The organism is Aquiflexum gelatinilyticum (assembly GCF_024741135.1).
GTDB classification, from domain to species: domain Bacteria; phylum Bacteroidota; class Bacteroidia; order Cytophagales; family Cyclobacteriaceae; genus Cognataquiflexum; species Cognataquiflexum gelatinilyticum.
The window spans coordinates 226,160-239,775 of sequence record NZ_JANSUY010000013.1; the positions used below are offsets into that span (position 1 = coordinate 226,160).

A 13,616-nucleotide genomic window follows, 5' to 3' on the forward strand; every position below is an offset into this window, starting at 1 on the left:
CATAAAAAAAGAGACCTTTGACAAGGTCTCTTTTTCGTTTTGGGGATTTTGTTGCGAGATAGAAAGAAAAATTTGTTTTCAACCTTTTGGAAGAACAACTGAATCCACCACGTGGATTACACCATTTGACTGAAACACATCCTTGATAGTCACCATAGATTGGCCTCCATTCTCATCTGTGATATACAGGTCATTGCCTTTCATCCAAGCAGTCAACTTGCCTCCTTGTACGGTTGTCAAGACCGCTTTTCCGTTTCCTTTCTTGATTGCAGCAGCAATTTCTTTGGATCCCATTTTTCCTGCCACGACATGATAAGTCAAAATACCTGTTAGGGTTGCTTTGTTTTCAGGTTTCACCAAAGTCTCCACAGTTCCCTTAGGAAGTTTTGAAAACGCCGCATTTGTAGGAGCAAAAACTGTAAAAGGTCCCTCGGATTGCAATGTCTCTACCAAGCCTGCCGCCTGTACAGCTGCTACCAAAGTGGTGTGGTCTTTGGAATTGACCGCATTGGCGACAATATTCTTGGAAGGATACATCGGTGAACCCCCTACTTCTACTGTTTTTTCTTTTTGGCCAAATGCTCCTGAAGCATTTAACAGAAACAGAGCCAAAATGGCTGATTGAAATAATCTCATGGTTTTCATAATAAAATTGGTTTTGTTGTTTTGAAGAGAAATACGGAGAAGTCAAGCAAACTGGATTTTGGTATTTAAAAAAAAAGTGCTTTTCACATCATTTGTTTTAGATTTGTGATTCTGAAAAATTGAATGAAATATGCATCAGGAAAAAATAGAAGCCATCAAATCCGCCATCTCCGCTGCTGAAGCCGGCAATGAGGAGGAATTGGAGGCTTACAGGATGAAATTCATCAGCAAAAAAAGTGTGGTTGGGGAGCTTTTTGCAGAAATGAGAAATATTCCAAATGAACAAAAGAAGGAATATGGCCAATTGGTCAATGAAGTCAAGCAAATGGCCGATGCTAAATTTCAGGAGCTGATCGATCAGGTCAACCTTGCAAAAAAACATACCAAATCCTTTGATCAGGACCTTACCTTACCGCCTACAAATATCGCGGCAGGTGGCATACATCCATTGACTGCAACGAGACAGCGCATCATCGAAATATTTGAAAGAATCGGCTTTAACCTTTCTGAGGGTCCTGAGATAGAAGACGATTGGCATAACTTCACAGCACTGAATTTTCCCGAAAACCATCCCGCAAGGGAAATGCAGGACACGTTTTTCTTGGAAAAAAATCCAGATGTGGCTTTGAGAACTCACACCTCCTCAGTACAGGTGCGCGTAATGGAAAACCAAAAGCCTCCGATTAGGACACTTTCTCCGGGCAGGGTTTACAGAAATGAGGCCATTTCAGCCAGAGCACATTGCATTTTTCATCAGGTGGAAGGTTTGTATGTGGATGAAAATGTGGGCTTCGCAGATTTAAAGAATACACTTTATCATTTTGCCAAAGAGATGTTTGGCAAAGAAACCAAAGTAAGGTTCCGACCTTCTTTCTTCCCTTTTACCGAACCAAGTGCCGAGATAGATATCAGCTGTCTGATCTGCGGAGGCAAAGGCTGTAATGTCTGCAAAGGCTCAGGTTGGGTAGAAATTGGTGGATCTGGAATGGTGGATCCCAATGTCTTGGAAAATTGTGGCATTGATTCCAAAAAATATACTGGCTTTGCCTTCGGGATGGGTATAGAAAGAATCGCGATGCTCAAATATCAGATCAAAGACCTTCGCTTATTTACAGAAAATGATGTGAGGTTTCTCCGGCAATTCAAACCAATGCTTTGAACCAAGCGCTTTTCGGGAAACCGGAAAGCGCTTTTTAATTGGAAAATACCCTAAAAGTCTCCAGAATTGATGCTGCTTCACGGACTAGCTGAAGGTTTTTTCCTGCTCCATTTCCCAGAACGACAAGGTCAGCTCCAGAAGCAAAAGCTGTTTGTATTTTTTCTTTGGAATTCAGTCCTCCGCCAACCATCAAAGGCGATTTGATTTTTTTCTTGACAGCCTTGATAAGTTCAGGAGACACTGGATTAGGAGCCCCACTCCCTGCATCAAGATAAAAATACTGTAACCCTAGAAAATACCCTGCCAATGCCGTAGCAACTGCCAATTCTGGATGGTGGTTTGGAAGAGGAATCGTCTGACTGATATAATGGACACTTGTGGTCTGACCTCCATCTACCAGCATGTAGCCTGTCGGAAGTACCTCTACTTTACTTTTGTCCAAAATCGGGGCGATACTAACATGTTGGCCAATGAGCAAATCCGGATTCCTTCCTGAAATCAGGGATAGAAATAAAATTGCATCTGCCAAAGGTGAAAACTGAAGTGAATTACCAGGAAAAATAACAGTGGGAATGTCCTCGGTAATGCTTCGGATAAATTTGATGATATCTCCTATTGTGTTTTGTTGAATCAGACTGCCCCCCAAAAAGAAAAAATCTATTTTAAGCTCAACCGCTTCTCTCACCTGCTCTTCAAATTGAATGGGAGAATGTATATCATCCGGGTCTATAAGCCAGGCAATTCCTTTTCGGCCGGAATCGGCCAATTCACGAAACTTGAGGCTTACTTTATTTTGCATCCTCCCCGGGTTTGATTTTAGGTTCGTTCAGCTTGTTTGCAAATTGTTCTCTTCCATAATTGACCGCTATCGGAAGCAGCACAGCACTTAATCTTCCCAAAAATCCGGGTTCAAGTTTTCTGGTAAGTTTTTCTCTTATCTCTTCATCCAAAAGACCTTCCCTTTCCAAAGTTTGAAGGACTCGTTTTGTCTTATTGTTTTTTTTTCTTCCAAAAATCCGGTAGGCAGCAAAAGCCACAAGACCTCCTGCGAGAACTGCGCCTCCTATTTTGATATAATCCCCGGATTCTTTCTTGACCATATCAAGTTGTACTTTAAGAGTCTGCTCAAGTTCTTCCGCTTTTTTGTTCAGCTCATTCTTCATTATCGGATCTTTTTTTTGGCCTGAAAATAAATGCTTTGATCACTTCCTGAAAACTACGGACAAGTGTCCTTGAATCTTTTAAGAAATAAAGCAAAACCAATAGCAGCAAATAAATCAAGGCAACGTACATAAAGCCCTTAAAAGGCGAACGCATCAAATCACTTAGGTAAAATGCAAATGAAAAACTTGCAAAAAACAATACCATCACAGAGACTGTACCCATAACCATAAGGAGAAACATCCTTGCCATGACTGTGGAAACCTGCTCATTGATTTCATCTTTTACAAGTTGAACCCTCACCTCGATGAGCTGCTTGATCGTTTGTATGATTTCAGATACATTCAGCATAATTGGTAATTTAGGAAGCTCCGATAGATTTTTAATTCTTTACAATATACGCTAAAAAGACCATTTCAGAAACTTTCTGCCGTATCCGATGCCTCACTTCCTTCATAATATTTGAATCTCAAAACCGCTTCCAGTGCCTTTTCAATGGCTTGATTGATTGGCATCTGATCGGAAGTCAATTGAAAGTCAATGTTGTACAGTTTCGAATATGCATCGCTGCTCAAAGAAACAGACATCCCTTCATTTACAGCATGGGAGGCAGCTTGGTATTGTCCCTTTTTGGCTTCTTTAATTTTCTTACAGGTAATGATCTCTTTTTTGTCTTCTTTATTTTTTCGTGCGGAGGAGCCAAAAAGTCTGCATATCATTCCTCTGTTTTGATAATCAGAACAAAATCCCATCGCAGCATCTAGTGATGTGGCTTTATAAATGATACAATAATCGGCTTCGCTTTTTGCTTCCAAAATCTCAAGTGCTTTTTCGGCCTTCCCTTTTTCATAAAGATCAAAAGCCAATGGCAAAAACTCCAATATCGAAGCGCTTACTTTTGGATTGGAACAGCAATACCCACAACCTGCTATGCAGCCAATCTGACTCGCATCAATAAATAGCTTGATTTCGGCATCCAATTCTTCAAATACCCTTCTTACTTCCTGCGACTTCTGTTGAAGATTCATGTTCCCGATTTTTAAAAGCCTGCGAAAGTAAAAAGAGTTCTGTATCAAAACAATAGCTCTCAACGAATCATTTTTGGGTTTTTGGTTTCCACCATTTATCAGTACTTACTTTCCTTTGCAATTCATTAAATCCTATCTTTATCCGACCCAAATTTGTAGAGGAGAAAAAAACAATTTTAATGCATTACAATGAGCAGCAGGTTTGACAATTTTGAAGAAAAGAGAGAAGAAAAAATCAGAAAAGCCTTTAAAGAGCGCGATTGGAATGAAATCAAAAGCGCGGATTCTTGGGCAATTTTTAAAGTAATCGCTGAATTTGTAGAAGGATTTGAGAAACTTTCTAAAATCGGCCCCTGTGTTTCAGTCTTTGGTTCGGCAAGAACTCCTTCTGATAATCCCCATTACATCATGGCTGAAGAAATATCAGCTAAACTCGTCCGCCACGGTTATGGAGTCATCACCGGAGGTGGGCCCGGAATCATGGAAGCAGCCAATAAAGGAGCAAGCTCAGAAAACGGCAAGTCTGTCGGACTCTGTATCAAACTCCCTTTTGAAGCCAAGGGAAACATCTATATCGATCCTGATAAAATGATCATGTTTGATTATTTCTTTGTCCGAAAGGTCATGTTCACTAAATACTCCCAAGGCTTTGTTGTGCTTCCGGGTGGCTTTGGCACTTTGGATGAGCTTTTCGAAGCATTTACGCTGATCCAAACCATCAAAATAGGCAGGTTCCCAATCGTGTTGGTCGGCAAGGCCTTTTGGGAAGGTCTCATCGATTGGATCAAAAATACCCTGTTGGAAAAATATAATTATATCAGCAGGGAAGACCTTAACCTATTTTATCTGGTCGATGATGCGACAGAAGCTGTGAAAGTAATCGATGATTTTTATAGCAAATATTTACTCACCCCTAACTATTGATTTTGAGACGCTACCACCTTTTTATTATCTACACCCTGATTGCGGCACTTCTTGCTTGGAATCTTTACCTACAGTTTGGGAAAAAATCCGGCAATCCGCAAGGTGAAGAAGTCCTAGTCCAATCTGCGGAGGGAGAAAAATTTACGATCAGCATCCCAGAAGCAAAAGTGAGGATTTTTGAAATTCCCGAAAAACTCACTTTTGCAGATGAGCCGGTTCCCCTTGAACAAACAGATGTTATGGAAAGGTTTGAAAGGGAGATTTATGTCAATGTCTATTGGCAGTCCAATATGATTTTGCTGATGAAAAGAGCAGGCAAATACCTGCCGACAATTGAAAAAATACTTCGGGATCAAGGAGTGCCCGATGATTTCAAATACCTGGCAATGACCGAATCAGGCCTGATGAATGTGGTTTCTCCTGCTGGTGCAAGGGGATTTTGGCAGATTATGCCCGGCACTGCCAAAGATTATAAGCTGGAAATAAGTGACGATGTGGATGAAAGATATCATCTCGAAAAATCAACTTTGGTGGCGTGCAAGTACCTGAAAACTGCCTACAGCAAATTTGGAAATTGGACCTCTGTTGCAGCAAGCTATAATATCGGCATCACCGGAATCAGAAAAAGAAAAGAAGAACAAAACCAAAGCAATTATTACAACCTCTTCCTCGTGGAGGAGACTAGCAGATACCTCTTCAGAATTTTGGCTTTTAAGGAAATCTTTGAAAATCCGGGTAAGTACGGATTTGAATTATCGGAAAAAGACATTTACAAGCAACCGCTTTTTCGTGAATTGAAAGTAACCCAATCGATTAACAGTCTGGCCAATTGGGCTATCCTCCACAACAGTACCTACAAAGAATTGAAAATCCATAACCCTTGGCTCAGATCCCAAAAGCTAAAAATCAGTAGGAATCAGGATTATATCATCAAGTTGCCCATAAACTGACGGATTTTCAATCAATAGTTATTTTACTCTTTATTTTTTAGATAAATTGAATCAGTTTATTTCCTTTCTATGAAAAAAATCTTGATTGCATTTACTGTCATTTTTGTCATTGGTTTTTTTGCATTCAAAAGCATCCCTACGGTTGTAAATAAATACTTAAACAGTAATGCTGACAGGCTGATATCCAATATGATTACCCGCACGAGCAGTTTTGGTGAGCACGAGGTTACTTTTGGAGACATTTCCCTCAACTACGATTATTTTGGCACTTACCTTAAAATCAAAAACATAAAAGTAACCCCTTCAGAAAACTTAGGGAAAGAGAGAATAACAGTGAATCTGACAGTGGACAACATTGACCTGACAGGATTCAAATGGTTCCCATTTCTATTCAGAAACACCATTTCAGTTGATTCGGCGATCCTGGACAATATCAAAGTCATTTCCTCTTCGCCTCCTTGGGACTCTCTCTTTAACGAACCCAAAAAACCGAAAAATAAAAACGGCAAAGAGTATGACCTGATTGAAGTAAAAAACTTCAGTTTGAAGGATTTTTCAGTTCAAATAAAAAACAATCTTTATGATTCAGTCAGGGTCTCTCTTGTCAACATGAACGTCAATGCAAAGGAATTTAGGCTTACTAAAGAAGATATAGAAAACCCAAAAGCTCTTTTTGATGTGGAAATGATACATGGCAGCATAGAAAAAGCCCAATTCCATTTTGATAAATTCCGTCAGTCAACCTTGGTAAAGGACATTGTTTTTGACACCAAAACAAAGAAGATGACTTTCGGGTATATTGGGCTTCACAACAAACTCGATCGATATGCCTACACTTCTTTGTTTCCTGAAAGACAAAGTTGGATCGACATCAGCAAAACCAAAATGGAATTGGCAGGGGTGAATTTTGGAAGCTACCTCAAAAAAGGCATCGTCGAAGTGGATACTCTTACCGCAAACGGACTTCATCTGGAGCTTTTTGTTGATAAAAGAAAGAAAGAGGACCTAAATAAAAGGCCCCAAATGATCCATCAAACAATGGAAAACCTCAAGCAGATCATCCATATTGAACATCTATTCATCAACGATTCCTATATAAAAATCGAAGAGAGGCCCGACAACGCATCGCCCCGATCCGCCTTTTTGTATTTTTCAGATATCAATGCCCACATTACAAACGTCTCCAATTTTGTTGAGAGACAAGGAAAAAACAGGATGCTAGAAATGAACCTTACGGCAAAATTGATGGGTGAAGGTCCTCTGACGGCCAATGTCAAATTTGACCTAGAAAAACCTGACGGTAGATTTACTTTAAAAGGAACCATGGGAAAAATGAACCTCAAAGTTTTGAATTCTATGATTGAACCCGAATCCAAAGTAGGTTTGAAATCAGGAATAATCAACAGGCTGGATTTTAATATACTTGCAAATGATTATGATGGTTCAGGGGAATTGATTATCCGGTATGAAAACCTTGAAGTAGAGTTGCTGAACAAAGACTATGAATCAGATGAAAAAGTGCTGAGAAAAATCGGGGCGTTATTGGCAAACAAAATCATCATCAAATCCAATAATCCCAATAAAAAAGGTGAGGTTCAAAAAGGAAACGTGTACTTCATCAGAGAACCTCACAAATCCATGTTCGCCTATTGGTGGAAGCTGATCTTTTCGGGTATGAAATCTACCATTACCAAGGAAAGCATGGAAGAAATGAAGCAAAAAGCTTTGGATAAAAAACAAGCAAGCCCCCTCGGATCGATGACAGCTACTTCAAGCAACGCATCGAAAGAGGAAACCAAGGAATCAAAAAAACATCAAAAGGAAGATAAAAAGCTGGAAAGAAAAACCAAAAGAGAAGAGAAAAAAGCGGCAAAAACTGAAATTGCCTTCCCCAACTGACATGATGGAAAATTAAAGTCCTGTACTTATCAGCAAATATCCTTTACATCCCATTTTTTAATAAACCTTAATTCCTTATTCGGGGTTTTATGATAGGATTCATCTGGGATTCCCCCCCAATAATTCGTACTTTTGCAAGCTTGAATAAAATGCAAAATCCCTCCATGTCAGAATTGTCAATAGAGAAAAAAGAAGAATTTATCGAAATTTTTGGAGCTCGGGAACACAACCTGAAAAACGTCGATATCAGTATCCCAAGGAATAAATTGGTAGTCATCACTGGGCTGAGTGGAAGCGGAAAAAGTTCACTTGCCTTTGATACCATCTACGCTGAGGGACAAAGGCGGTATATGGAAAGTTTTTCCGCTTATGCCCGTTCTTTTTTGGGAGGCATGGAGCGCCCTGATGTAGATAAAATCAATGGCTTATCTCCTGTCATTTCCATTGAACAAAAAACAACTTCCAAAAACCCAAGATCTACAGTCGGCACGGTAACTGAAATCTATGACTTTATGAGGTTGCTCTATGCGAGGGCAGGTGAAGCCTACTCTTACCTCACCGGGCAAAAAATGATCCGTCAAACAGAAGATCAGATCATTGAACAATTGTTTGACAAATTCAAAAACCAAAAACTTTACATCCTAGCCCCTATTGTAAAAGGACGAAAAGGGCATTACAGGGAGCTGTTTGAGCAGATCCGCAAAATGGGTTTTTCAAAAGTCCGGATTGATGGAGTTGTCATGGATGTGGTGCCTAAGATGCAGGTGGATCGGTACAAAATCCATGATATAGAAATCGTCATTGATAGAATTGTAGCGGAGGAGGAAGATAGATTCCGGATCAGTCAGTCGCTGAAAACGGGACTTCAACATGGCAAGGGAGTCATCATGCTCCGGGACGAGAAGGGAGATATCCACCATTTTTCCAAATATTTGATGGATCCTGTCACCGGGCTGTCTTATGATGAACCCGCTCCCAACAGCTTTTCATTCAACAGCCCTTATGGGGCATGTCCCACTTGCAATGGCTTGGGGGTTATCGAAGAAATTACCATCGAAAATATCATTCCCGATCGCAGTCTAAGTATCAGCAGAGGGGGGATTGCGCCGTTGGGAGAGTACAGGGATGTTTGGATATTCAAAAAAGTGGAAGCCATCCTGAAACATTACAAATGCAGCATTACCACACCGATAGAAAATCTCCCCCAAGAAGTCATCGATATTTTGCTTTACGGAGACAAGATAGAAGTAGCTGTAGAATCAGTAAAATACCCGGGTACAGAATGGCATACAACTTTTGAAGGAATAGTGAATTTCCTCCAAAAACAACAGGAAGGCGGAACAGAAAAAATATTGGATTGGGTCAATGAATTTACCACTTCCAAAACCTGCCCCGATTGCAATGGTTATAGGCTAAAGAAAGAAGCCCTGCATTTCAAAATTGATGAAAAACACATCGGCGAGCTTTCCATGATGGATATTACCGCCTTGGGAAGTTGGTTTGAAGGTCTGGAAAGCAGAATGTCAGACAGACAGCAGATTATCGGCAAAGAAGTTTTGAAAGAAATCAGAAAAAGGATAGGATTCCTTTTGGATATAGGATTGGATTACCTTTCATTAAACAGGCCTTTGCGAACCCTTTCAGGGGGGGAAGCCCAGAGGATTAGGCTAGCGACGCAGATCGGAACACAATTGGTTGGCGTGCTGTATATCTTGGATGAACCTAGTATCGGGCTTCACCAAAGAGACAACGTCAAACTGATCAAAGCCCTTCAGGACCTCCGGGATTTGGGCAACTCTGTCCTCGTCGTAGAGCATGACAAAGACATGATGTTGCTTTCTGACTATGTGGTGGACATTGGTCCCGGCGCAGGTAGACATGGCGGCCAAATCGTGGCAGCCGGTACGCCGGATGAGTTTTTGAAATTGAGAAGCATCACAGGAAAATACCTCACAGGCGAACTTAAAATAAAAGTGCCCGCTGAAAGGAGAAAAGGAAGCGGCAACTTCCTCCAACTCAAAGGCGCAAAAGGAAATAACCTGAAAAACGTAAATCTTAAACTTCCCTTAAGTACGATGATCTGTATCACGGGAGTTTCGGGTAGCGGAAAAAGTTCTCTCATCCATGAGACCTTGTTCCCGATATTGAACCATCATTTTTACAATTCAAAAAAAGAGCCTCTTAACTATGATAGCATAGATGGATTGAAGCACTTGGACAAAGTAATCGAAGTAGACCAATCCCCAATCGGACGAACTCCAAGATCCAATCCTGCCACCTATACAGGTGTTTTTTCTGATATCAGAACATTATTTACAGAACTACCGGAATCCAAAATCAGAGGTTACAAACCAGGTCGGTTTAGTTTCAATGTCAAAGGAGGCAGGTGTGAAGATTGTGAGGGAGCAGGAATGAAACTGATCGAAATGGACTTTCTCCCAGATGTCCATATCCCATGTGAAACCTGCAAAGGAAAGCGGTATAACAGGGAAACTTTGGAGGTCCGATTTAAAGGGAAATCCATCTCCGATGTTTTGGATATGACTGTGGAGCAAGCTGTAGAGTTTTTTGAAAACCAACCAAAAATCCTCAGAAGAATCCAAACGCTTAATGATGTCGGGCTTGGCTACATTACATTGGGACAGCATGCTACTACCCTATCAGGAGGAGAGGCCCAGCGGGTCAAGTTGGCTACCGAACTTTCCAAAAAAGATACTGGGAAAACTTTCTATATCCTCGATGAACCTACCACAGGTCTTCATTTTCAGGATATTGAGCATTTGTTGGAAGTTTTAAACAGACTTGTGGAAAAAGGGAATACAGTACTAATCATTGAGCATAACATGGATGTGATCAAAATGGCTGACTATGTAGTGGACATTGGTCATGAAGGGGGCGAAAAAGGAGGGAGGATCATTGCAGAAGGCACTCCCGAACAAATCGCTAAAGACAAAATGAGCTATACGGCAAAGTTCCTAAGAGAAGAATTGAACTGATAGAAGTATATGACCTCCAAAGGCCCTGATTTTACCTATCAATAAAAAACAATGAATGCATAAAGAGGTCATGTCTATATTTGAGCTAAGGCCATGAATAGGACGAGATTATATTGGATATTACAGATTTTGGGTTGGTCAGGATATGCTTTGATCAACCTTTTCTTTGTTTCTTTGGATAGAAGAATCACCCCTGTACAGATAGGGGCATATTCTTCATTGGCGGCCTTTTACTTTTTGTCTACCCATGCATTCCGATATGCAATCAAAAAATATGGTTGGCTGAACTTAGATTTCGCCAAGCTCCTTTCCAATACTGTACTCACCCTTGCTTTACTCAGCATTTTGAATACCATCGCCCAGATCATTATCAGTTGGGTATTTGGTACGCTCAATCCCGAAACCGAATTTAGGTTGATCGTTATATCTGGAAATATCTTTGTCGGCTTCCTCTTTTATTCGCTTTGGAGCATGGTGTATTTCCTTTTTCATTTCTTGGATAGCTATAACCAATCCCTCAGGTATCAGGCAAAAATCAATGAGATCCAGCTCAACCATCTCAAAAGCCAGCTCAATCCCCATTTTATATTCAACGCCTTGAACAGCGTGCGTGCATTGGTGGATGAAGATCCTGCAAAGGCGAAACTTGCCATAACCCAACTATCTAATATCTTGAGATTTTCCCTGATGATGGATAAAAAGAGGACAATCGATTTTGAAAATGAAATCAATACAGTAAAAGATTATCTTAACTTGGAGACTATCAGGTTTGAGGAGCGTCTCCAGGTCAAATATGATATCGAACCTTCGGCATATGATTATAAAATACCGCCCATGATGCTGCAGACTATTGTTGAAAATGCCATCAAACACGGTATTTCTACAAGGGTAAAAGGCGGATTGGTAGAAATCAAATGCAAAGAAGGAATCACCGATGACCTGATCATTCAGGTCAGAAACAGCGGGCAGTTGAAAAACAACGGAATGGTCCGAAAAAAAGAAAGAGAAGGCCATGGGATCAACAATACCATGCAGCGATTGAAGCTCATTTATGGTGACCGGGCTTCCTTCAAGATATTCAATTCAGAAAGTGATTTTGTAATTACCGAAATAAAAATTCCAAAACAAAACCCTACATTAGGTTAAAAATTCAATAAGATGAGAGCACTTGTAATAGACGACGAAAGACTGGCAAGGAAAGAACTGATCAACTTGCTTTCCCAATACGACCAAGTTGAGATAGTAGGCGAAGCCAATAATGTGGATGATGCCAAAGAAAAAATCGAGGCATTGGCACCGGATGTGGTCTTTCTTGATATCCAAATGCCTGAAAAAACGGGATTCGATTTGTTGGAAGAATTGGACAATGTACCACATGTTGTATTTACGACTGCCTACGATGAATATGCCATCAAAGCCTTTCAGGTCAATGCTTTGGATTACCTTTTGAAGCCCATAGAACCAAAGCGACTGGGTGAAGCCATCGAGCGTCTATTGAAAAAACTGAATGAAAACCAGGAAAAATCAGAGGAAATAGGGGCTTTTGCAGGTCGAAAACTTACCCTTGATGACCAAGTGTTTGTAAAAGACGGAGACCGTTGCTGGTTTGTAAAATTATCCAATGTGAGACTCTTTGAATCCGACGGAAACTACATCAAAGTATATTTTGATAATTTCAAGCCAATGATCCACAAATCACTTAATGCTTTGGATGAAAGATTGAGTGAGAAATCATTCTTCAGAGCAAGTAGAAAACACATCATTAACCTGAGTTGGGTGGAGGCCATCGAGCCTTGGTTCAACGGAGGATTGGTGGTGACTTTGAAAGGTGGAGACAGAATCGAAGTCAGCAGAAGACAGGCTGCAAGATTTAAGGACATGATGAGTTTATAAAACGAAATAATTGATTATTAGAGAAATTTCAAATAAATATTGATTGTGAAAACTAAAATTTGTAAATAGTCACTCGTATAATTTTCACCACCAATAAAATCTATTTAATAATTATTTTAACGTATTATTTCCCGATAAAAATCATATGAAAGAGGAAAGAATCCTGATCGTCGAAGATGATGTAAACATAGCCGAAAACATTGAAGAGATTTTAGAACTTTTAGGTTACGTCAACATTGACATCGCAAACTCCGCCAACCAAGCCATCAAAGTCGTCAAAAAATACAGACCCGACTTGGTATTTATGGATATCAAGCTGAAGGGAGATAAAGACGGTATCGAATTGGGAGAAATCATCAAACAAATGGTCGATGCACCGTTAGTTTATGTGACCTCATACAGTGACCCTACCATCATTGAAAGAGCAAAAAGAATCAATCCGGCAGGTTTTATTGTAAAACCATTTAACACCAATGACATCCATGCCATTGTGGAAATTGTGCTTTACAACAAAAGAACCAAACCTGCAGCAGAAACCGTAGCAGTAAGAACAAAGGACGAAAGCCCGTATCTTGTCGTAGACGCGGTTTTTATCAAAGCAGACAATGCGTATGAAAGGGTCCCTTATGAAGAGATCTATTATGTCGAGGCTAATGGAAATATGGTTACCATATACACCAAAGCACGGAATTTCACCATCAGAAAATCGATGAAAGACATGGAAGAAAAACTTCCACCACATCTTTTCCTGAGGGTACAAAAATCCTTTATTGTGCAGCTTGCACAGATAGAAAGCTTCAACACCAAAGACATCAACCTTAAAATGGGTGCGGTAGTCCAAGTAGGTAGGCAATATTATAACAGCTTCCTCGCTAAACTGAATACAATTACTGAAAGTTAATTTTTCAGGAAAAAGAAGATCTAATGGTCAAAAATAGTTGGTAAAACACCTTCTAACAGT

General features: G+C 40.2%; 13 protein-coding genes. 8 read left to right on the forward strand and 5 right to left on the reverse strand.

Annotated features, from left to right (window positions below):
* Positions 1 to 78: 78 nt before the first annotated feature.
* On the reverse strand, positions 79 to 645 hold the full coding sequence (locus NU887_RS14740) for a fasciclin domain-containing protein (protein ID WP_258424146.1): 567 nt from the start codon (positions 643 to 645) through the stop codon (positions 79 to 81).
* A 130-nt stretch (positions 646 to 775) separates the two neighbouring features.
* Between NU887_RS14740 and NU887_RS14745 the strand changes: the two genes are divergently transcribed.
* Complete coding sequence (locus NU887_RS14745) at positions 776 to 1,804, forward strand: phenylalanine--tRNA ligase subunit alpha (protein WP_258424147.1); 1,029 nt, start codon at positions 776 to 778, stop codon at positions 1,802 to 1,804.
* A 34-nt stretch (positions 1,805 to 1,838) separates the two neighbouring features.
* Here the strand turns inward: NU887_RS14745 and NU887_RS14750 are convergent, their stop codons facing one another.
* The 4 genes from NU887_RS14750 to NU887_RS14765 all read right to left on the reverse strand — a co-directional run bounded on the left by NU887_RS14750 (position 1,839) and on the right by NU887_RS14765 (position 3,993).
* A complete protein-coding gene (locus NU887_RS14750; RefSeq protein ID WP_258424148.1) occupies positions 1,839 to 2,603 on the reverse strand; it encodes a geranylgeranylglyceryl/heptaprenylglyceryl phosphate synthase in 765 nt (254 codons plus the stop codon).
* The gene (locus NU887_RS14755) at positions 2,593 to 2,967 is read right to left on the reverse strand and encodes a hypothetical protein (RefSeq protein ID WP_258424149.1); all 375 of its coding nucleotides are present in this window, start codon (positions 2,965 to 2,967) and stop codon (positions 2,593 to 2,595) included. The genes NU887_RS14750 and NU887_RS14755 overlap by 11 nt, the downstream gene beginning before the upstream one ends.
* Entirely contained in the window at positions 2,957 to 3,316 is a 360-nt protein-coding gene (locus NU887_RS14760; RefSeq protein WP_258424150.1) for a phage holin family protein, read from the reverse strand. Before NU887_RS14760 ends, NU887_RS14755 begins: the two co-directional genes overlap by 11 nt.
* Before the next feature lie 65 nt (positions 3,317 to 3,381).
* A complete protein-coding gene (locus tag NU887_RS14765) occupies positions 3,382 to 3,993 on the reverse strand; it encodes a YkgJ family cysteine cluster protein (protein ID WP_258424151.1) in 612 nt (203 codons plus the stop codon).
* A gap of 189 nt (positions 3,994 to 4,182) precedes the next feature.
* Here NU887_RS14765 and NU887_RS14770 point away from each other — a divergent pair, with 189 nt between their 5' ends.
* From NU887_RS14770 to NU887_RS14800, 7 genes are all read left to right on the forward strand, one after another.
* Positions 4,183 to 4,917, forward strand: coding sequence for an LOG family protein (locus NU887_RS14770; RefSeq protein WP_258424152.1), 735 nt, complete (start codon positions 4,183 to 4,185; stop codon positions 4,915 to 4,917).
* Between the two features lie 2 nt (positions 4,918 to 4,919).
* Complete coding sequence (locus NU887_RS14775; protein WP_258424153.1) at positions 4,920 to 5,867, forward strand: lytic transglycosylase domain-containing protein; 948 nt, start codon at positions 4,920 to 4,922, stop codon at positions 5,865 to 5,867.
* 69 nt (positions 5,868 to 5,936) lie between these two features.
* Positions 5,937 to 7,766 (forward strand): AsmA family protein, encoded by a 1,830-nt coding sequence (locus NU887_RS14780; RefSeq protein ID WP_258424154.1) that lies wholly within the window; start codon positions 5,937 to 5,939, stop codon positions 7,764 to 7,766.
* A gap of 164 nt (positions 7,767 to 7,930) precedes the next feature.
* Positions 7,931 to 10,762 carry an excinuclease ABC subunit UvrA gene (uvrA, locus tag NU887_RS14785; protein ID WP_258424155.1) on the forward strand — a complete coding sequence of 944 codons (2,832 nt, stop codon included), beginning with the start codon at positions 7,931 to 7,933 and terminating at the stop codon, positions 10,760 to 10,762.
* A gap of 93 nt (positions 10,763 to 10,855) precedes the next feature.
* Entirely contained in the window at positions 10,856 to 11,908 is a 1,053-nt protein-coding gene (locus NU887_RS14790; protein WP_258424156.1) for a sensor histidine kinase, read from the forward strand.
* Between the two features lie 12 nt (positions 11,909 to 11,920).
* On the forward strand, positions 11,921 to 12,655 hold the full coding sequence (locus NU887_RS14795) for a LytR/AlgR family response regulator transcription factor (RefSeq protein WP_258424157.1): 735 nt from the start codon (positions 11,921 to 11,923) through the stop codon (positions 12,653 to 12,655).
* A 145-nt stretch (positions 12,656 to 12,800) separates the two neighbouring features.
* Positions 12,801 to 13,556 carry a LytR/AlgR family response regulator transcription factor gene (locus tag NU887_RS14800; protein ID WP_241125922.1) on the forward strand — a complete coding sequence of 252 codons (756 nt, stop codon included), beginning with the start codon at positions 12,801 to 12,803 and terminating at the stop codon, positions 13,554 to 13,556.
* Positions 13,557 to 13,616: the final 60 nt, after the last annotated feature.